This window comes from Portibacter marinus (assembly GCF_021533195.1).
In the GTDB taxonomy this organism is placed as follows: domain Bacteria; phylum Bacteroidota; class Bacteroidia; order Chitinophagales; family Saprospiraceae; genus Portibacter; species Portibacter marinus.
This window is the reverse complement of the sequence record NZ_JAJNKB010000006.1, coordinates 130,899-150,466: the sequence shown is the minus strand read 5'-3', so window position 1 is coordinate 150,466 and position 19,568 is coordinate 130,899. Positions and strand designations below refer to the sequence as shown.

At 38.8% G+C, this 19,568-nt stretch carries 20 protein-coding genes; 11 read left to right on the top strand and 9 right to left on the bottom strand.

The features are described from left to right. Positions 1-149: 149 nt before the first annotated feature. The 5 genes from L2567_RS14640 (at position 150) to gldD (ending at position 4,316) form a co-directional block, all read left to right on the top strand. Positions 150-680 (top strand): RNA polymerase sigma factor, encoded by a 531-nt coding sequence (locus L2567_RS14640; protein ID WP_235298545.1) that lies wholly within the window; start codon positions 150-152, stop codon positions 678-680. Positions 681-754: 74 nt separating this feature from the next. Then, the gene (gene mutY, locus L2567_RS14635) at positions 755-1,777 is read left to right on the top strand and encodes an A/G-specific adenine glycosylase (protein WP_235298544.1); all 1,023 of its coding nucleotides are present in this window, start codon (positions 755-757) and stop codon (positions 1,775-1,777) included. A 22-nt stretch (positions 1,778-1,799) separates the two neighbouring features. Continuing rightward, positions 1,800-2,291, top strand: a complete 492-nt coding sequence (locus tag L2567_RS14630; RefSeq protein WP_235298543.1) for a single-stranded DNA-binding protein — start codon at positions 1,800-1,802, stop codon at positions 2,289-2,291. Positions 2,292-2,325: 34 nt separating this feature from the next. After that, positions 2,326-3,735 carry a gliding motility-associated protein GldE gene (gldE, locus tag L2567_RS14625; protein ID WP_235298542.1) on the top strand — a complete coding sequence of 470 codons (1,410 nt, stop codon included), beginning with the start codon at positions 2,326-2,328 and terminating at the stop codon, positions 3,733-3,735. Beyond that, positions 3,732-4,316 carry a gliding motility lipoprotein GldD gene (gene gldD, locus L2567_RS14620; protein WP_235298541.1) on the top strand — a complete coding sequence of 195 codons (585 nt, stop codon included), beginning with the start codon at positions 3,732-3,734 and terminating at the stop codon, positions 4,314-4,316. The genes gldE and gldD overlap by 4 nt, the downstream gene beginning before the upstream one ends. Here the strand turns inward: gldD and L2567_RS14615 are convergent. Further along, positions 4,313-5,773 (bottom strand): carotenoid oxygenase family protein, encoded by a 1,461-nt coding sequence (locus tag L2567_RS14615; RefSeq protein WP_235298540.1) that lies wholly within the window; start codon positions 5,771-5,773, stop codon positions 4,313-4,315. The two genes, gldD and L2567_RS14615, sit on opposite strands and share 4 nt — an antisense overlap. 96 nt (positions 5,774-5,869) lie before the next feature. Here L2567_RS14615 and L2567_RS14610 point away from each other — a divergent pair, with 96 nt between their 5' ends. Then, positions 5,870-7,615, top strand: a complete 1,746-nt coding sequence (locus L2567_RS14610; protein ID WP_235298539.1) for a thiamine pyrophosphate-dependent enzyme — start codon at positions 5,870-5,872, stop codon at positions 7,613-7,615. A gap of 51 nt (positions 7,616-7,666) precedes the next feature. Here the strand turns inward: L2567_RS14610 and L2567_RS14605 are convergent, their stop codons facing one another. Both L2567_RS14605 and L2567_RS14600 read right to left on the bottom strand, forming a co-directional pair. Further along, positions 7,667-8,551: a diacylglycerol/lipid kinase family protein gene (locus L2567_RS14605; RefSeq protein WP_235298538.1), complete on the bottom strand. Its 885-nt coding sequence runs from the start codon at positions 8,549-8,551 to the stop codon at positions 7,667-7,669. Between the two features lie 347 nt (positions 8,552-8,898). Then, complete coding sequence (locus tag L2567_RS14600) at positions 8,899-9,810, bottom strand: XdhC family protein (RefSeq protein WP_235298537.1); 912 nt, start codon at positions 9,808-9,810, stop codon at positions 8,899-8,901. Between the two features lie 201 nt (positions 9,811-10,011). On the opposite strand from L2567_RS14600, the gene L2567_RS14595 reads away from it, so the two are divergent. The 4 genes from L2567_RS14595 to L2567_RS14580 are packed head-to-tail and all read left to right on the top strand — an operon-like array spanning position 10,012 to position 13,114. Continuing rightward, a complete protein-coding gene (locus L2567_RS14595; protein WP_235298536.1) occupies positions 10,012-10,272 on the top strand; it encodes a MoaD/ThiS family protein in 261 nt (86 codons plus the stop codon). Continuing rightward, positions 10,265-11,281 carry a WD40/YVTN/BNR-like repeat-containing protein gene (locus tag L2567_RS14590; protein ID WP_235298535.1) on the top strand — a complete coding sequence of 339 codons (1,017 nt, stop codon included), beginning with the start codon at positions 10,265-10,267 and terminating at the stop codon, positions 11,279-11,281. Before L2567_RS14595 ends, L2567_RS14590 begins: the two co-directional genes overlap by 8 nt. Before the next feature lie 10 nt (positions 11,282-11,291). After that, positions 11,292-11,867, top strand: coding sequence for a nucleotidyltransferase family protein (locus L2567_RS14585; protein WP_235298534.1), 576 nt, complete (start codon positions 11,292-11,294; stop codon positions 11,865-11,867). Next, positions 11,864-13,114 (top strand): hemolysin family protein, encoded by a 1,251-nt coding sequence (locus L2567_RS14580; RefSeq protein WP_235298533.1) that lies wholly within the window; start codon positions 11,864-11,866, stop codon positions 13,112-13,114. The genes L2567_RS14585 and L2567_RS14580 overlap by 4 nt, the downstream gene beginning before the upstream one ends. Before the next feature lies 1 nt (position 13,115). Here the strand turns inward: L2567_RS14580 and L2567_RS14575 are convergent, their stop codons facing one another. From L2567_RS14575 to L2567_RS14550, 6 genes are all read right to left on the bottom strand, one after another. Continuing rightward, positions 13,116-13,754 (bottom strand): CatA-like O-acetyltransferase, encoded by a 639-nt coding sequence (locus L2567_RS14575; RefSeq protein WP_235298532.1) that lies wholly within the window; start codon positions 13,752-13,754, stop codon positions 13,116-13,118. Continuing rightward, on the bottom strand, positions 13,751-14,443 hold the full coding sequence (locus tag L2567_RS14570) for an HAD family hydrolase (protein ID WP_235298531.1): 693 nt from the start codon (positions 14,441-14,443) through the stop codon (positions 13,751-13,753). The genes L2567_RS14575 and L2567_RS14570 overlap by 4 nt, the downstream gene beginning before the upstream one ends. Positions 14,444-14,448: 5 nt before the next feature. Then, positions 14,449-15,600, bottom strand: a complete 1,152-nt coding sequence (locus L2567_RS14565) for a PQQ-dependent sugar dehydrogenase (protein WP_235298530.1) — start codon at positions 15,598-15,600, stop codon at positions 14,449-14,451. 9 nt (positions 15,601-15,609) lie between these two features. Beyond that, positions 15,610-16,227, bottom strand: a complete 618-nt coding sequence (locus L2567_RS14560) for an NUDIX hydrolase (RefSeq protein WP_235298529.1) — start codon at positions 16,225-16,227, stop codon at positions 15,610-15,612. A gap of 160 nt (positions 16,228-16,387) precedes the next feature. Further along, complete coding sequence (locus tag L2567_RS14555; RefSeq protein ID WP_235298528.1) at positions 16,388-17,179, bottom strand: uroporphyrinogen-III synthase; 792 nt, start codon at positions 17,177-17,179, stop codon at positions 16,388-16,390. 12 nt (positions 17,180-17,191) lie between these two features. Next, positions 17,192-18,187 (bottom strand): DUF4271 domain-containing protein, encoded by a 996-nt coding sequence (locus L2567_RS14550; RefSeq protein ID WP_235298527.1) that lies wholly within the window; start codon positions 18,185-18,187, stop codon positions 17,192-17,194. Positions 18,188-18,312: 125 nt separating this feature from the next. On the opposite strand from L2567_RS14550, the gene L2567_RS14545 reads away from it, so the two are divergent. Then, entirely contained in the window at positions 18,313-19,566 is a 1,254-nt protein-coding gene (locus tag L2567_RS14545; RefSeq protein WP_235298526.1) for a sensor histidine kinase, read from the top strand. The last annotated feature ends 2 nt before the right edge of the window (positions 19,567-19,568 follow it).

The window sequence follows — 19,568 nt, the reverse complement described above, 5'->3', positions numbered from 1 at the left end:
ATGCGCTAAAAAATAATTTTCTGTGAATTTTTTTCACGCATTAAGCGATTGAATGTCAATAACTTACAATATCATGCACAAAAAGTCTCCCAAAAGACTTCTTTTTTGTTTAAGTTTTATTTATATTTGTTAAACAAAAGTAAGGAAATATGTCCACTATAGAGTTCGATACAAAATTAGACAGCCTTTCAGGTTTGCTTCATTCCTTTGCATACAACTTGACAAAGAACACTGAAGATGCAAAAGATCTGTATCAGGAAACTGCATATAGAGCGATTACTAACAGAGATAAGTTCCGACCCGGTACAAATTTCAAAGCCTGGTTGTTTACAATAATGAAGAACATCTTCATTAACAACTATAGAAGGAAAGCAAAAGCAAATACAATTATCGATTCCACTGATAATATGTATTTCATCAATAGCGGAAGCGCCACCATTTCAAATGATGCACATTCCAATATCTTGATGAAAGAGCTTAAGAATATGATTGCAAGTTTAGAAGACTCTATCAGAGTGCCATTTGAAATGCATTATCAGGGTTTCAAGTATCAGGAAATAGCTGACGATTTAGATTTGCCTCTGGGTACTGTTAAAAGTAGAATCTTCTTTGCCAGAAGAGCTTTAAAAGAAATGATACACAGACAATTTGGCGACCTCCATACAGCCAAGGCAGTTTAGTAATATTTAGGTTAATTAGGTTAGATCAGCGCAGGATTAATACTATCTTGCGCTGATTTTTTATTTATATAATCATGTCGTTTTCCACCTCTCTCTATCGTTGGCATTCCTCCATTGACCGACAACTGCCCTGGAAGACAACCGACGATCCTTTCTTTATCTGGCTTTCTGAAATCATTCTCCAACAAACTCGCGTAGAGCAGGGAATACCCTATTTCCTTAAATTCAGAGATCAATATGCCAATGTCCACGAGTTGGCTGCAGCTTCTGATGAAGAATTGATGAAGTTATGGCAGGGACTAGGTTATTACAGCAGGGCCAGAAATCTCCACAAGGCCGCAAAGCAAATTGTGAAAAATGGTGGACAGTTTCCAGATAATTATGAAGGTCTTCTCGAGCTTCCCGGAGTTGGCCCTTATACGGCCGCTGCAATTGCTAGTTTTGCATACAACTTGCCCACTCCTGTCATCGATGGAAATGTCACCCGGGTGATCAGCAGGATTTTTGGTATTACCGAAGGCATCGACACCCGAGCTGGAAAACGCATGATCATAGAAAAGCTACACTCTGTTTTCGATGCAACAAATCCCGCCAAGTTTAATCAAGCCATCATGGATTTTGGTGCCTTGCAATGTACTCCCAAACGTCCAGATTGCCGGATTTGTCCATTTAGCGATGGTTGTCTGGCCTATGCAAACCGCTTGGTTGAAGAAATTCCGATCAAAATTAAGAAGGTCAAAAAGAGTAAAAAAACCATCCATTACGCTATCATTCAGGAGCATCAACAACTTCTAATTAAAAAAAGAGTTCAAAAAGGCATTTGGCAACATCTGCATGACTTTCCCGAATTAGATAAGCATTTGCGGATTATTGACGACAATGGTTTGGATTTAGAAGGTAAGCAAATCAAGGTGGATGGACCTTTCAAGCATGTTCTAACCCATTTGGATCTGAAAATATATTTTCATGTGATTGAAGCTCAAGAGCTTAAATTAAAAAATGGATCACCTTATTTCTTGGTAGAAAGGAAAAACTTGCAGAAATTCGCGTTCCCAAAAATTATTGATTGGTATTTAACCGAGAAATCGATATATTGAAAGATATAAAAACAGACTTGAAATGGTAAATAAAGTTATTCTAATAGGTAACCTGGGAAAAGATCCCGAAGTGCGGCATTTGGAAAGTGGTAGTGTTGTAGCAAAGTTTTCTGTAGCGACCAATGAGAACTACAGAGATAAAAATGGTGAATGGCAGACCTTAACAGAATGGCATAATATAGTGGTATGGAGAGGACTTGCTGAAAGAGCAGAACGCTCTCTGAAAAAAGGAATGCAGGTATATATAGAAGGAAAATTAACCACCAGAAAATGGCAGGATAGTAATGGTAATGATCGTTACACTACAGATGTAGTGGCTAATTATCTTCGAATTCTTGAGAAAAGAGACTCTTCTGGAGAATACACTTCCAATAATTTCCCGGGAGAAGAAGATGAAGCTAAAAGCTACAGAGGTGACAGCAGTGAAAAATCTGTTTTTAACCTTTCTGATCAGGATAAAGAAAAACCTGCCGCTCAAGATTTTTCTGGAGTTGAAGATGATCTTCCATTTTAGATCATTGTGTTTTTTTTAACGAAATCATAAAATCTTGGACGCAGAACCTCCTCCCGAACAGGGGTTATTTTTTCTGAACATCATATTTTTATTGGCTATTAACTGGGGCCTGATTGGGCTGTTTGCAACACTGTTGTTGCTGCTCATCAGTTCGGCATTAATTTCCGGATCAGAAGTAGCTTTCTTTTCATTGAATAATAATGATGTAGAAGGCCTTAAGAAGGAAGATGGAAATGACCGTCTTATTAAGTTACGCGATAAGCCAAGGTCTCTATTGGCGACCATACTCATCAGCAATAATTTTATCAATATTGCCATCATTATTATTTCAGATCTGATTTTAAGTGCCTTGTTGCCAGACGGTTATTTCGATGCCTGGTCAGAATGGTTGCGACAGCATGTTTTTTTCCTGAATGGCGTTTCAATTCCAGCCATTTCTAATGCCATTATCTTTACCATCACCGTTATTGGTGTCACCTTTTTATTGGTTTTATTCGGAGAGGTACTTCCCAAAATCTATGCTAATATTAACAAAATAGTCTTTGCAAAATTTATGGCTGTCCCCCTTTGGGTTTTGATGTTTGTTCTGGGTGGTTTTAGTAAAATACTGGTCAGTTGGTCTAACAAAATCGAAAGTCGTGTGGATAAACACAGAGGCTCAGCGAAATCATGGCTGAAAGATGACATTGACAAAGCCATTGACCTTACAGTCAGTAAAGAGGAAAATGCAGAAGAAGAGGCAGATATACTCAAAGGCATCTTGAAATTTAGTGATGTATTGGTAAAGCAGGTGATGACTTCGCGAATGGATTTTGTATCCATCGACTACCAGACTAATTTTCGGGATATGCTAAAAGTGGTCAAAGAGACCGGTTTTTCGAGAATTCCCGTTTACAAGGATGATCTGGACAACATCGAAGGTATTCTTTATGTAAAGGATTTGCTGGGACACACAGATGAAGCAGAGGACTTTACCTGGCAAAAGTTCATCAGAAAGGAAATGCACTACATTCCTGAATCCAAGAAAATAAACGAACTGTTAAAAGAGTTTCAATCTAAACGTCTGCACATGGCCATTGTAGTAGATGAGTATGGTGGCACTTCAGGCATTGTTACCTTGGAGGATATCATGGAGGAAATCATTGGTGATATTAGAGACGAGTTTGACGAAGAAAGAGATATTGAGTATCTGAAAATTGACAAGAACAACTATATTTTCGAAGGTAAAACATTGCTTAATGACGTTTGCCGTGTCATCGGAGAAGATTTGAATGTCTTTGATGAAATAAAGGGAGAGTCGGATTCACTGGCCGGGCTTTATTTAGAAGTAACCGGAAAATTTCCGAAGGTCGATGGCGAATTGGATCTTGACCCCTATAAACTTAAAATCGTATCCATGACCAATAAAAGAATAGAGAAGATTAATTTAATGATTAAGCGATGAGATGGATTTTAGCAGTATTTGTTTTGGTCAATGTGTGGGCTTGTGACAGCGAAGAGGTCTATAATCCCAAGCCCAGGTCTTTCCCTAAAATCAATTTTCCAGAAAGAAACTATGTTACCTTCGATAAGGATTACTGCGATTTTACCTTTGAATATCCTGACTACGCCAATGTTGAGAAAGAACAGTTCTTTTTTGGTGATCAACCGGTTGATGAATGTTGGTTTGATCTACATTTAGAACCTTTTAATGGTGATTTGCACTGCAGTTATATTCCTTTGCAAGACCGTGCTCATTTTGATAAAATGGTCAATGATGCGTTTACCATGGTGGGAAAGCATAATATCAAAGCCCAGTACAGAGATGATTTTCCTATAGAAAAAGGAGATGTCAGTGGCATGCTTTTCGAACTCCAGGGAGATGTGGCCTCTAATTTCCAGTTTTACCTGACCGATTCTACCGATCATTTTTTCAGAGCCTCGCTTTATTTTAACAGTAAAGTTTTTCCTGATTCCATTGCTCCTATATATAACTTCGTCAAAGAGGACATGTTGCACATGATTGAAACCTTTGAGTGGAATTAATTGAGGTAACTCCCGTGATATCCAAAAGGCAATACCTCCGGTACGATTGCTCTACCCAACTCCTCCATAGACGCTGCATCTAATACTAACAGAAAGGTATTTTTGGCATCGGTATCCAAAACCACAGATACGACCACTCCGTCATCTTCCGCTTCATTGTCTGGAGAAGGGATGAAAATGGGCTCACCCGGATAACAATGTTCATGATACCATTTTTTGGAATCACCTGTTTCCACATCTATTTTTGTAATGTCGTCCAAGAAATTTCCAGAAACTGTATTTCCAGCACCGTATACATATCGATAAGGCTTGCTGTTATACTTTTCATAATAAATCCTGGGAAGTTCGATGAGCTTGTCTGATAGCCTCTTCAGCTCCACTTTTTGGTTGGGCTGATTTAAATCTAAAGTCGCCCTGGATAAATATCCGGTTGCATGGGTCGGATGATTAGACCTTAGCTCTGCTAAATATAAACGATCCAGCACTGAGGCATCCTTAAAGGCTACAAAATCCACATGGATTTTCTGATCCTCTTCGTAGGCATTAACATGATGAAAGCCAAAAACAGCATCACCTTCCATGGTGACCAGTTCGCCCGAAGCTTTGGAAAAAATTCTGTATTTAGTCCCTAATTCCGGTTTCCAGTGATAATTTTTAATCAGAGGTTTATTGAGAAAGGCCAGCTCCATTGGGTTAATGGTTTCTGGAAATTCAGTAACGATGATGTAATTTTTGCTCATCCCTATGCTGTGCATGTAAGAGGGATTTCTAGTTTTCATCTCAGCGAATACCTTTCGCTCCCGGTCATCAGGCTTCATCTTAAATAGGGAATATTTACTGACCGGACCAAATTTCAATAAGTAACTATATACATAACCTTCATCGTCATAATGGGGATGTGCTGGCTGAATATGGCCCTTCAGATCATCAGAAAACTCAAAATGACCTAGCGTTTCTAGTGTTTCCTTATCAAATGCTATGGGTAGGGGAGTTTCAGAGGTGGCCAGATTTTCATCTCCATAGGTAATGATGCTGATATTGCCGTTGTCTGTCGACCTTGGTGGTACAAAAAATGACTTCACTTTTTGGAAGAGGGTCTGGCAAGGATCCGTAGCAAATTCTTTGATACAGACCTTTCCATTGATCTTCCCCAATTTATAGGCGTCACTTTCCAAAAATTTGTTGTGATAAGATACTTTGCCATTATTAAAGGCAAATTTATGAAGCATCGCCTGACCATCGAACCAATGATTGTAATTTTGTTTTTCCAGCTCATATAATGCAGGACCTGTTCTGATAAAAGCCCCTTCCAGCCATTCAGGAATGTCTCCCTTAATTTCTAAGTCCTCGTATTGGACTTCCTTGTCCTGTGATTCGAAGCCTGGAGCAAACTTTGCAAATTCTCTCGCCTTCTCTTTGCTTTCTTTGCCTTTCTTGTCAATGGGTTTTTTTTTCATTCAAATTTGGTTTCAGCAAACAATTAGACTTGCTCTTCAATAAGGATACTAATTAAAAGACCCCATTGTTTCCATAACACAATAAAAATTAGAGAAATGGCCGCTAATATTTCTTCCTTCATATGTGATAAATTAGAAGAAGTGGGAGTTCAGCACGTTTTCGGTGTCACTGGAGACGCATTAAATTACTTCGTCAAAGCGATCAATGAAAGTGAGGCACTGCAATGGGTAGGTGTCAGACACGAACAGAATGGTGCTTTTGCTGCATATGCCCAGGCATGTCTGTCCCAAACATTGGGTGTGTGCGCCGGAACGGTAGGTCCCGGGGCGCTCCATTTGGTAAATGGTCTTTACAGTGCAAAGAGAGAGCGGGTTCCAATGCTTGCCATCACCGGTCAGATAGAGTCTTCCCGGCTTGGGACCAATTATTTTCAAGAAGTAGATCTCAAAAAGATATTTGATGATGTCTGTGCGTTTCAAGCCATCATTCGCACTCCGGAAGATGCCGTGCGAAATGTTCAAAAAGCCATAAGAATTGCTTTGTCAGAAAGAACCGTTTGTAGGATAGAACTCCCTGCGGACTTGGCAGACATTGAAATTGACCATCAAAAATTTTCCCATCATCCACTAAATCCAAAATCAACACTTCATCCTGATATTCAGGATATTCGAAAAGCTGCTAACATGGTCAATGAAGCAGAGCATATTACCATTCTTGCAGGTTCAGGTTGTCGACATGCTAAAGAGGAGGTACTCGCATTATCTGATAAAATCAATGCGCCTATTGTATATACCTTGAGATCCGCAGATATTTTCGATATGGAAACTGATCGGGTAGTAGGTCAAACGGGTTTAATTGGCAACCCCAGCGGCTATCAATCAATCATGAATTGCGATTTATTGTTAATGGTAGGAACAGATTTTCCTTATGATGAATTTTTGCCTCATGAAACAAATACCATACAAATCGATATCGAATCAAGAAACATTGGAAACAGAACAAGTGTACAGGTGGGAATCCATGGAGATGCAGGACAGAGTGTCAAAATGTTGCTGAAGGAAATTGATAAGAAGACAGACCAACAATTTCTTGATAAATATCGAGCGTCTTATTTGGATTGGAGAAAAGAAAAGAGCAAAGAAGCTAGCCCGGAAAACATCACTGAACCCTTGAATCCTTTGCTTTTTACGAATATGGTCGATTACCACGCTCATGACGATGCTATTTTTACTTTAGATACCAGTACAGCGGCCATATGGGCATCCCGCACCATGGTTTTTGGAAAAGAAAGGCGCATTCTGGGCTCTTTTAATCATGGAAGCATGGCGGTGGCATTACCCGCTGCCATTGGAGCACAAATGCTCTTGCCGGAAAGGGAGGTCTGGGCACTAACCGGCGATGGAGGTTTTGTAATGGCGATGCAGGATTTTATAACCGCCTGTGAACTTAAACTTCCCATCAAAATCATCATCTTTAACAACAACGAACTGAGTCTGATCAAACTGGAAATGGAAAAAGCCGGGGAAGCTCCTAATTATGATTCCTCTAAATTGACCAATCCTGACTTTGTGGCATTTGCTGAAGCGTGTGGTGGAGAAGGCGTTTCTGTGAAAAAAGGTCATCAATTAGAGGAAGCGGTTCTTAGGGCGAAAAATAGCGCCGTACCTTTTATCATCGATGCTCATGTCAATAGTGGAAAAATCCCACTACCTCCACACCTGGGTGTGAATGACACCATTCAATTGATGAAATCAAAATTGAAAGAAATAACAAAAGGTTTGAAGGGGGAAAAGAGCCAATTGGAAAACATGATTAATGAGTTAAAAGGATTTTTGTCCTAGCTGGTTTACTTTGATGGTTGTTCAAATGTTTTAAAAACATAACCCATTTTGTCAATTTAGGATTTGCAGTTCCTGTTTCACTATCTCAATGCTAAATGGGGTGTTGCCTAAGATCTGGCCATCTATAATCAAAGTGCTTTCATTGTCGTCTTCCACAGCAAGCTTTTGAACCTGGTGATACTCCACGAGTGAACTTTCCAGGTGGGTCCCATTGAAAATCTTTGAAAACAGACCAATTAATTGCATCCGACTCGCACCTTTCAGCAAGACAATATCTAAAAGTCCGTCATCCAATCTTGCACGCGGAGCAATCTTCATTCCATTGCCTGTATGAATGGTATTGCAAGCCAGGAAAAAAGACGTATCACCTGAAAGTTCGGTAGTACCAAACTTTAGAGAAAAAGGCCAGCTTGGATTTCTGATGATTTCTTGCAAAGAAGCCACATTGTATCGCTGTCCTCCAAGAAATTTCCATCGCTCTGATATTTGGTTGATGGTCGAAGGCAGCCCCCACCCCACCACATTGAAGGCATAGAATAATTCGTCTCGACATTCTACCTTCATCAAATCAATATTTCTGATTTTTTTCTTTAATATGCTTTTAATCGCTTTTGCAGGATCGAGTTGTTCCAAATCATGTAAGAGTGAGTTTCCGGTACCTGCAGGAATTAGTCCAATGGGTATTCTGAATCCATCACTTCTGGATAACATTCCATTTACAAATTCATTCAAGCTTCCATCACCACCTACTATGATTACACCTTCAAAATCGAGTAATTCAGCAGCTCGGGCTTTGTCCATGATAAATCCCCTACGCATTGAAACATTGACCTCAGCCTGCCAGCCCACCTCTTTCAAAAGACCTTTTAGTCTGTCGAAAATTTTCAGTCCTTTTTTTCGACCACTCACTGGATTAATGATCACCAAACATTTCATCAGACTTTGACTTTAGTTTCTAGCGTCTTGAATAAATCACCCATTGATTGAGAATATTGACGACATATTCGATCATTAGCAGCCCCATTTTCTATTGCAAAAGTTTGGTTAACACTCTCACTTGCAGCGTCGTAATTCGTGCAAGTTAAAAAGAACAGAGAAGAGAAAGTCATATACATTCGTTTAAAAGCTAAAGCTAAAAAATAGAGTACACATGTTATTTTGCATAGCGTGGAGAGGTATCACTTTTAGGATCTAATATTGCGAATGAATAGTGTATCTGGCAATTCATAATTTTAATTAAAACGTCTGATTCTCAATGATAAAGGTCAATAAATTATGCTTGCTCATGAATTCTTTACTTTAATAATTTCAGCCATAATGCTTAGTGCGATTTCCTTCGGAGTCTTAGAATTGATGTCTAGTCCTATCGGAGCCTGGATTCGGTCGATTAACTTTTGGGTAAAACCTGCTTCCTGCAGTCTGGCAACTCTTTTGGCTTGCGTGCGTTTGCTACCTAATGCTCCTATGTATGCTAGAGGTTCATTCAGCAATAATTCTAGGGCATTGTCATCTATTTTAGGATCATGAGAAAGGATGACTGCGAACGTCTCCTTATCCAAGGGATAATCACTCAGCACTTCTGAAGGATATGCTTCAATGATCTGGTCGGGGTGTTCATCGAAATTAATGTTCTTGGCAAAAGTTGCACGTGGATCTATTACTATGGTTGTGAAATCATAGAACTTGGCAAGATGGATCAAATCTGAGGATATATGTGCTGCCCCTATGATTAACATGAGTGGCTTTCTACTAATCCTATGTGAGAAATATGCCTCTTGGTCAATGGCCTCTTGGTCAATACTACTATTACCCGATTTTAAATGAGTATTCCAGTAGAAGGACTCATTACTTCTTATCTTGTTAAACAACTCAGTTCTAAATTTTCCCTTATCAAGGGGTTGAATGTATACATCCAGTTTGCCTCCACAACTCAAGCCTACCATCCATGCTTCTTCGTCTGTAACCCCATAATGTTCCATTTCAGCACTACCAGTACGAAGTATTTCTTTCGCAGCTTTAAGGACTGACCCTTCTACACAACCTCCACTTACGGAGCCATACATATGGTAATCCTCGTCTATGATTAGCGCTGATCCTACAGGTCTTGGAGAGGACCCCCAGGTTTTCACGACACGAGCAATTACTATTCTTTTCTGCCTTTCAAAATTTTCGAAGTGGTTGATGAATTCTCGCATTTTTGCTGTCTTTTGAATTAATAAATTCTTGTAGTATCAAAGGAAATGAACATGTTTAAAAATAGCTTTTTAATTTCATCTTTGACATGCTTTTGTTCTTAGTATTCCATTCTGCTTTCTGATCAATACATCCAAATCTGATTTAAAAGCATTAACCACCTGAAAGCCTACAAATCAACAAATTCACTATCTTTACATGACATGATTAAAGTTCATTTCACATCTGCACTTTCGAGATTTTTCCCTAATCTCAAAACCATAGAAGTGGATGCCTCCACTATACCTGAGGTTTTAGAATCAGTCGAGATACAATATCCGGGAATGAAGTCTTTTCTTTTAGATGACAGTGGAAATCTACGCAAGCATGTCAACATTTTCATCGGTGAGGAAATGGGGAATCTTCATTCCGAAATAACTCCAGGTGATGATCTTTTTGTTTTTCAAGCGTTGTCTGGTGGTTAAAATACGCATTGGTACTTCAAAAGGCTTGGTTACTTATGAAAATGGCATAGAAATGAGTTGCCAATACCCCGGACTTAATGTTACCGCATTTCATAATGATTTTGTCGCCATCGCTCACAAACATTGGGGCGCTAAGCTGTTTCGAAGTGGGATTCCTGTCTCTGCTCCAGTATTTCCACAAGGCTCGAAAACCGTCAGTGGACAAGCCGCCAACTTGAGACAAATTTGGCACATCAAAGAGGGTGGAGAAAAGTATCCCAACAGACTATGGATAGCAACTGAGCCCGGAGCATTATTCAGAAGTGATGATCTGGGAGAATCGTGGAAAATAGTGGAGGGCCTTTGGAATCATCCTACAAGAATAAATGGCCAACACTGGTTTGGTGCCGGCAAAGATTTGCCCTTTATCCACTCCATTATCGTTCATCCTGAAAATAACGATTGCATTTACGTTTCTGTTAGTTGCGCGGGCATTTTTAAAACCATGGATTCGGGTCTAACCTGGGAAATCATGAACGACGGCATGCGAGCTGAATATCTGCCTAATCCTAAACCAGTAGCAGGTTACGATCCACATCAAGTGCTTATGCATCCTAAACATACAAATGTGCTTTGGCAACAAAATCATTGTGGCGTTTATCGATCTACCAATGGTGGAGCACAATGGGATGAGTTGAGCAAACAATATGGATTTTGTATCGCCATTGACGACCAAGAACCCGATGAAGCATGGATCATCCCTGTCGAAAATGAAACATCCAGAATTCCTACCAACAGAAGACTCCAGGTGCTTCGTACCAGAGATAGCGGAATAAGTTGGGAAGACACCAGTAATGGCTTACCCAAAACCCCATTTTATGGAATAGTACTTAGGAATGGTCTTGTAAAAAAGGGTCGTTTTATGGCTTTTGGCACCACCAATGGAAATGTATATTGTAGTGACGATAAAGGTAAAACCTGGCAATGCCTTACCACCAATCTTACGAAAGTCAATTATATTAGTTTCTAAATATTGGATGATGATCAGCGGTATATTATTGGCAGCGGGAAACAGCAAAAGAATGGGTGAGGAAAACAAACTTTTACTCCCAATCAACGGGCAGCCTTTATTTGTCAATCTTGTCAAAGCACTAGAACAGTCTCAACTTGATGAACTCGTTGTGGTACTTGGCCATGATTACAAAGTCATGATGGATCTTTGCAAATCAAGTCGCTTAAAACTGGCTGTCAATGGAAATCACCTTGATGGGCAAACCACCAGCATTAAAGTAGGAATGCAACTGCTTAATCCTTCTACAAATGCCGTTATGATTTGCCTTTGTGATATGCCTCTGATCGATCATAAACATTTGGATGCCATGATTGATTCCTATCAAGACGATACGATTTTAAGACCTATGAATGGAAATAAACCGGGTAATCCCACTATTTTTCCAGGCAGCTTGTTTCAGGCCATCATGGAATGTGAGGACATGAATGGTTGTCAATCGGTCATCAAGGCCAATACGGCTAAATTAGTGACTTATGAAACACAAGATCCCGCTTACTTTAAAGATATAGATACTCCCGAAGAATATGCTAAATTTGTGTTATGATTATTTACATCATTATTGCACTGATCCTTTCCGCATTCTTTTCAGGCTCTGAAATTGCCTATGTTTCGGCCAATAAGTTGGGTATAGAAGTACAAAAAAACAAAGGAACACGCAGGGGAAAGATACTGGCTGGATTTTATAACGATCCGAGAAACTTTCTAAGTACCATGCTGGTAGGAAACAATATAGCATTGGTCATATTCTCTATTTTAGTTACTGAACTACTTCGTCCTCAGTTGTCTAACTGGGTTGGCGAGGGCTTGGTTTTCCTGGTCAGTACCACCTTGATCATAACGCTTGTGGTATTGCTTTTTGGGGAATTTATTCCGAAGACCATGTTTAGGGTATATTCTAATGAAATGATTTATGGAATGACATTCCCACTTGCCTTTTTCAAATATCTTCTGATTATTCCTACTTGGTTTATGACCGGTATTTCAAATTTTATCCTGAAGTATATCATTAGAATGCCTAATGAAGAGGTAGATCAGGCTTTAACCAGGTTGGATTTGGAATCATATGTGGAAGAAAGCTTTTCGGACGACAACGAGGAGATGGAGGCAGATATGTTTAAGAATGCTTTAAATCTAAGACAAGTCAAAGTTCGAGACTGTATGGTGCCTAGAAATGAAATCATTCATATTGATCGCAAGGCTAAGCCTGAAGAAGTTGTCAAAGCCTTTATTGAAAGCAGGCACTCTCGACTGGTGGTCATAGATGGAGACATCGAAAATATTGTTGGATATTTACATCACCAGCAGATGCTTGACAACCCAAAGCAGATTAAACATCTCATCCTAAAAATCATGTACGTTCCAGAGGCTATGAGTGCAAAAGATATGATGTCTAAATTCATTAATAGTGATACCAATATTGCTTGTGTTGTAGATGAGTTCGGAGGTACAGCCGGCATTATCACATTAGAAGATATTTTAGAAGAAATCTTTGGAGAAATTGAAGATGAACACGATTCTGAAGATTATGTAGACATCAAAATAAGTGAAAAGGAATTTCGATTTTCAGGTAGGCTTGAGATCAGTCATATCAATTATAAATATGAAAATATTAATCTTCCAGAAGGTGAATACCATACCCTTTCAGGTTATTTGGTGACCACCTCCGGTACCATACCAGAACAAGGTAATGAGCTGCAGATAGACCAATACAAATTTATCTTCGAAGAGGTAAGTGAAACCAAGATTGAAACGGTAAGGCTGCTGATATTAGATCAAAAGGAAGAAAGCTAATTCAATCTTTTAAGCCTTCATTCAACAAATTCTGGTAGTGCTCGAGGAATTCTCCAATATCCTTTCCATCTGCTAAAGCATGATGAACATGTACAGAAACCGGCATCCATTTCTCCCCGTGAATTTCATAGACCTTACCCACTGAAATTTTAGGACAACTATCTCCTGAATTGTACTTTCTGGCGTGGGAAAGACCTGTAAATTTTATCCAGGGCATGGCTGAAAAATGAATTACATTTGCAGGATTCTCAGGAGGAAACAATCTTCGATCGAGAGAAATCCTCGCTTTCTCTGCGTCAACATGAGTAGAAAACGTATGAAAATCTTCCGAGTAGGGTATAAAACTAAACCCAAAGGATTGATCCGTTCTCAAAATTACTGCAGATACGTGAACTTCTTGGTATAATCTCACTTCCTGATTGACCACCCTTAATCGGAATGCATTGGTTTGATTGACCGCCTGAAGACATCGGTGAAGATACAATTGAAAGAAAGACAATCCATTACGCTTAGCATCAACATATATCCTGGAAACATTGACCTCTACCACGACTCCTGTGAATGGCTCATCAAACTGCACAAAGAATTCATATTGCTCCTTTCTATGCCAGTTCTCTATATCAATGACTTCGTAGTTCATAAAAGGATTTCCAAGAGTTCTTTGATGTCTTCAATATGAGAAAACTTTTCATGCTCTATCTTGGACTCCACCTTTTCATACTCCCAGGTGGTGTGAAATGGAACATGCACAGCATAGGCTCCCAATTCTAACACAGGAATAATATCAGACTTTAAGGAATTGCCAATCATCAGAAATTGATCTGGTTTTACGTCAAGGTGGCTAATTAACTTCTTATAATTGGCCTCTTTTTTCTCAGATAGTATTTCGATATGATGAAAGTAAGCTTCCAGTCCTGATTTAATGAGTTTAGACTCCTGTTCTTTCAGATCCCCCTTTGTAGCCATTACCAACCTGTACTTGCGCTGAAGTCTATTTAAGACTTCTTGTACTCCATCTATTAAATGAACAGGCTTTGCCAACTGATCCTTTCCGATCTGTATAATTCTTTGGATGTCATCTGTATGGAGTCTTCCGTCACTAATTTCCATCGCTGCTTCGATCATGGAAATGATAAAACTTTTGACGCCATAACCTAATGAGGGAATATTACTTATTTCGACCCTTAGCAAAGCTCTATTGACATCATGCGGTGGCATGAAATCACTCAATAACATGGCGAATTTTTCTTCTGAATTACGGAAATAGGTTTCATTTTCCCACAGCGTATCATCCGCATCGAAAGCAATTACTTTAATCTGCTCTTTCAAAATAATTATCCTTCATAATATACCCGATAGATCGCATCAGCATAATCGTCAGATATCAGAATAGACCCATCTGGCAACTGCTCGATATCTACAGGCCTACCCCACACTTTGTCATTTTCATTGTTCAACCACCCTGTGATAAATGGTGTATATCGCACCGCATTATTATTTGCATCGAACTCGACTAAAATCACATCATATCCGATCTTTTTCTCTCTATTCCACGAACCATGGCGTGCTATAAAGGCTTGATTCTTATATTCAGATGGAAACATTTCTCCAGTATAAAATTCAATTCCAAGTGGAGCTGTATGTGGACCCAGCTTTAACACCGGAGCAATATAATCATCACAGGACTTGCCTTCCCCTAATTTTGGGTCAAGAAGATTACCCTGGTGACAGTAAGGATAGCCAAAATGCATACCTGCTTCCGTTGCTCTATTCAGTTCACATTCAGGCTGATCATCGCCCATCCAATCCCGACCATTGTCCGTAAAATACAGATCCCCGGTCACAGGGTGCCAGTCAAATCCCACTGTATTTCTGATTCCAGAATGTACAATTTCCATATTACTACCATCTGGATCCATTCTGGTAATGGTATTAAATATATCCTCTTCTGACTCACAAATATTACACGGTGCACCAACTGGAACATATAGCTTATCATCAGGACCGAATGCAATGTATTTCCACCCATGATGTTTTTTATCAGGATATTCTTCATTGATCACTTCGAAATCTACACCTTCTTTAATATTGTTAGCAATGTCTTTTACCCTTAATATTCTATTAACTTCAGCTATATAAAGATCGCCATTTCTCAACGCAACGCCATTAGGTAGTGTCAGATCTTCTAAAATAGTAGTCTTGCTATCGACCTTATAATCACCATCTGTATCCTTCAGTGCATAAACATTTCCTTCATTTCTGGTACTAACATACAGTGTGCCATCTGGACTGTAAGCCATGGACCTCGCATTAGTGACACCTTCAGCGTAAACATCAATTTTAAAACCTTCTGGCAATTGTAAAGTGTCTAATGGCAAATTACCCTCATAATCAGGTCCAAAAACCTTACTCGGTGGGTTGATCTTCGAAAAACAAGCCAATAAAATTCCGGAAGAAAATAAAATAGATATCAATAACTTAGTCATGTCTTAAATTTAAGTCAATATTTCAATAATTTCATTAAGCATCATCGATGTGGCTCCCCAAATGGTGTGATTTTTATATTTGAATATGGGAACATCTTTTAACACCATACCATTAGATAACTGAATTTCCTGTTGAGCTCTGAAACTATGATCAGTCAATGTTTCCAATGGGACCTCAATGATCCGCTCTACTTCAGAAACTTGTCTGGTAAAATTAAGTTCGGAATTAGCATACGCCAGAACTGGAAATACTTCAAACCTACTTACAGGAACTTTAAGGGGAGTCAACTCACCCAACACTTGCACATGTGAGCGATTAATTCCGATTTCCTCCTCTGCTTCTCTCAATGCCGCGTCCACAATATCTTTATCTCGAGTTTCTACCCTACCTCCTGGAAAAGCAATTTGCGAACTGTGTTTATCTTTTAAATGAGCTGTTCGCTGAATAAACACCATGTGCCATTCTTGCTGTTTTGGATAAATCAGGCTCAAGACGGCTGCTGGCGTGTAAGTATCTACTGTTTCTGCATACTGCTTTCGTCCACTTGGTGCCATTTGGTACTGAACCACAGGACCAGGAAGCGGTTGTTTTAGATTGAATTTAATCTTATCAACAAGTTCATCCATTCCAAGGAAACATTCGTCAACCAATTAAGTTTACCACCGACTTTGACTTCTGATAGGGGGACTTAGGGTAATGGATCTACAAAGCTGAATTACAATAATAACATGTACTGGCTAGGGCAGCGTAAAATTTCAAAATAAATCCACCTGCAACGTCCTACTACTAAAGTGGGTTGGATTTCTTTAGGTAGTTCTCAAGAGCCATGGTCATGGATGGCGACTCAGGAGAAGGTGCGTGAATGTTGATGGTCAGACCTCTATCTTCCACAGCCTTAGAAGTGCTGCTTCCAAAGACTGCAAGTCTGGTCTCATTTTGTTTAAAATGAGGAAAATTTTCGTAGAGAGAGTGTATCCCAAGTGGGCTAAAAAATACCAGTACATCATAAGTCACATCATCCAGATCTGAAAGATCGCTTGCAACCGTTCTGTACATCATGGCAGAAGTATAATTCACTTTGTTTTCATCGAGATATTCTACCACATCCTGGCTACCAAGGTTTGAGTTGGGTAGAAAAAATCTCTCTTTGTCTTTGTGCTTATTGAAATAGGAATGTAGGTCTTTGATTTTCCGGACACCAACAAAAACTTTTCTTTTTCGGTACACGATAAACTTCTGAAGATAATTGGCAATGGCTTCAGACAAGCAAAAATACTTTGTGTTTTGATCCATTTTTATTCTCATTTCTTCACAAAGTCTGAAGAAGTGCTCAATTGCGTTTTTGCTTGTAAAAATAACCGCAGTGTATTCATCGGGTCGAATTCTGTTTTTTCTGAATTCTTTTTCTGTGACCCCTTCTACGTGGATAAAGGGTCTCCAATCTATTTGTATGCCATATTTTTGTTCTAGCTTATAATACGGAGACCTTTCCGGTTTTGGCTGAGAAACTAGAATGGTTTTAATCGGTTTGTATTGGGTATTAGCTTTTGTGTCAGCTGATGTATCCTGTGCTCTCAAATCTTATAATTTTTAAATACTAAAGGAATTACTTAAAAATTTTACCAAAATAAAAATAGGTGCAATTTCGCAGGTGCAAAGATAAAGAAAAAAATGAAATGCGTGCTTTCTTACCAAAGTATATGCTTGTAGGCTGCCTCTCAGCAACCTCAGTAGATAGGAGATTACAATGAAAAACATACCTGTGTAGAGTGCCATTGTCGCAAAAAATTCTGGAGCATAAGCCAACAAGACATTGACAGGTATAAGCAATAATCCTAAAAAACAATTAAAGAGAATAATCATAAAGTTGTAATACGAAATTGTTTTTCGAAACGGAAAAACAAAACTCATAAAACCTAAGAAAAAATGCCGAAATACATAAATACCAAGAACAGAAATGAGGATTAAAACAAACTTTCCGAATCCACTTATCTCGTAAAAATGTCGAATGGCCAGATATAGATAAATTCCCAGTGAAAGAATGAATAAAATGTAAAGGATAAAAAAAAGCGCATCATATCCGGCATTATAATCTCTACTGACCAGTTTCGCAAAATTATCATTACTGATGGACCGATTAATTTTTTTAATAAACTCCCTGTTGATTCCAAGAATACTGGTAATCAATAAAAGCTGTAGAAGAAAAAACCAAAATAAAAATTTATTGGTTTGAAGTGGTGTATTCGCAATAATCTGTTCACTTACAGCCTCCGTAATTTCTTCTATCTGCGAATCACCCGATTCAGGTATGGGTTGACGCTTTTTATCCTTGGATTTAATGGGAATATGAGATACATTAAAAGGATTTTCATCGATGAGCATTTGCTGTCTCTGCTCGACAAAAGACTTTTCTACTGTATCCTGAACGATCTCCATAATGGCGCTAGAAGAATCAGGTGTAGGTGTGCTGTCAACAACCACCTCCTTCCTGTTCTGAATATCAAATGGATTTTCAGTCTGCGAATATCCCACTCGGACCAGCAACAGCATTATTACTACCAGGCTGCAAACTCGCAATTGCTTCATAATGGGCAAATATAAATGATCATCATGCTCAACGCTGCAAATTTGAAACCAAAAAGTGATAATAAGCTGTTAATATAAAATGGCACAGATGAATTCAACATTTATAAAGCTTATTTTTGCTCGCTATGACTAACAGTGCTATTAGAAAACTATTTGTCCTGGGGGCATTGCTCGTTTGTGCCATCATCATTATACAAGGCTACTACACTGTTAGGAACTATCAACTTAAAGACATCGCTTTTAATCAGCAGGTCCACATTGCTTTAAGAAGAGTAGCAACAAAACTAGCGGCATACAATGAATCCAAGCTTCCCAAGCAAAACCTTATCCAACGCATTTCATCAAACTATTATGCCGTAAATATCAATGATGAAATAGACGCTAATATTCTTGAAGATTTTCTAATCCGCGAATTTGAGGCTGTCTCATTAAATACCGATTTTGAGTACGCTGTATATGACTGTACCAGTGACGAAATGGTCTATGGAAATTATTGTGATATAGGTGAAAGTGGCATAACCTTACCCAATGAAGGCACCCTACCCAAATTTAAAAACCTCGAATATTACTTTGTCGTCACCTTTCCATCAAAAGCCAGTGTGATTTTGAGATCCATGGGACAATCTATCTTGTTTTCAATTATTACACTTTTAGCGTTGGGGTTTTTCGTTTACTCAGCATTTATTATTCTTAGACAAAAGCGGCTGTCTGAAATGCAAAAAGACTTTATCAATAATATGACCCATGAGTTCAAAACGCCTATTTCTTCAATGAAGATCGCCGCTGATGTTTTGGAGCAAAGCGAAAGCATTAAAAATGATGCTCGGCTAAAGAAATATGTAGATATTATAAAAAATCAAAATATCCGATTAAATTCTCAAGTGGAAAAAGTGCTGGACATCGCACGGATAGAAAAAGATGCTTTGAAACTCAATATCGAAAAAGTTAACCTTTCAGAATTAACTTCTGAAATTGTTGAATCTTTCAGACTAAAGATTGAACCTCAAGGAGGTAACATTGAACTGAAAAATAGCGATAGTCAAATATTTGTTGATGCTGATAAACTCCACCTGGGCAATGTGATTTATAATATACTAGACAATGCCATCAAATACTATAAAGACTTACCGGTCGTCAGTGTGAAATTGGATGCCACCATACCGTCGCTCAGTATTTCAGACAATGGTATAGGTATTCCAGAAGTCCACCTGAACAATTTATTCAATAAATTCTTTAGAGTTCCGACTGGTAATGTGCACAATGTCAAAGGCTTTGGTCTGGGTTTGTTTTATGTAAAAAATATTTGCGACGCCCATAAATGGGAAATCAAAGTGAAGTCAAAGGAAGGTGAAGGCACTACATTTACAATCAACTTTTAACT

Coding starts and splice junctions, on each gene's coding strand:
- L2567_RS14640 (WP_235298545.1), top strand. CDS start 150: ATGTCCACTATAGAGTTCGATACAAAATTAGACAGCCTTTCAGGTTTG.
- mutY (WP_235298544.1), top strand. CDS start 755: ATGTCGTTTTCCACCTCTCTCTATCGTTGGCATTCCTCCATTGACCGA.
- L2567_RS14630 (WP_235298543.1), top strand. CDS start 1,800: ATGGTAAATAAAGTTATTCTAATAGGTAACCTGGGAAAAGATCCCGAA.
- gldD (WP_235298541.1), top strand. CDS start 3,732: ATGAGATGGATTTTAGCAGTATTTGTTTTGGTCAATGTGTGGGCTTGT.
- L2567_RS14615 (WP_235298540.1), bottom strand. CDS start 5,773: ATGAAAAAAAAACCCATTGACAAGAAAGGCAAAGAAAGCAAAGAGAAG.
- L2567_RS14610 (WP_235298539.1), top strand. CDS start 5,870: ATGGCCGCTAATATTTCTTCCTTCATATGTGATAAATTAGAAGAAGTG.
- L2567_RS14605 (WP_235298538.1), bottom strand. CDS start 8,551: ATGAAATGTTTGGTGATCATTAATCCAGTGAGTGGTCGAAAAAAAGGA.
- L2567_RS14600 (WP_235298537.1), bottom strand. CDS start 9,810: ATGCGAGAATTCATCAACCACTTCGAAAATTTTGAAAGGCAGAAAAGA.
- L2567_RS14595 (WP_235298536.1), top strand. CDS start 10,012: ATGATTAAAGTTCATTTCACATCTGCACTTTCGAGATTTTTCCCTAAT.
- L2567_RS14585 (WP_235298534.1), top strand. CDS start 11,292: ATGATCAGCGGTATATTATTGGCAGCGGGAAACAGCAAAAGAATGGGT.
- L2567_RS14580 (WP_235298533.1), top strand. CDS start 11,864: ATGATTATTTACATCATTATTGCACTGATCCTTTCCGCATTCTTTTCA.
- L2567_RS14575 (WP_235298532.1), bottom strand. CDS start 13,754: ATGAACTACGAAGTCATTGATATAGAGAACTGGCATAGAAAGGAGCAA.
- L2567_RS14565 (WP_235298530.1), bottom strand. CDS start 15,600: ATGACTAAGTTATTGATATCTATTTTATTTTCTTCCGGAATTTTATTG.
- L2567_RS14560 (WP_235298529.1), bottom strand. CDS start 16,227: ATGGATGAACTTGTTGATAAGATTAAATTCAATCTAAAACAACCGCTT.
- L2567_RS14550 (WP_235298527.1), bottom strand. CDS start 18,187: ATGAAGCAATTGCGAGTTTGCAGCCTGGTAGTAATAATGCTGTTGCTG.
- L2567_RS14545 (WP_235298526.1), top strand. CDS start 18,313: ATGACTAACAGTGCTATTAGAAAACTATTTGTCCTGGGGGCATTGCTC.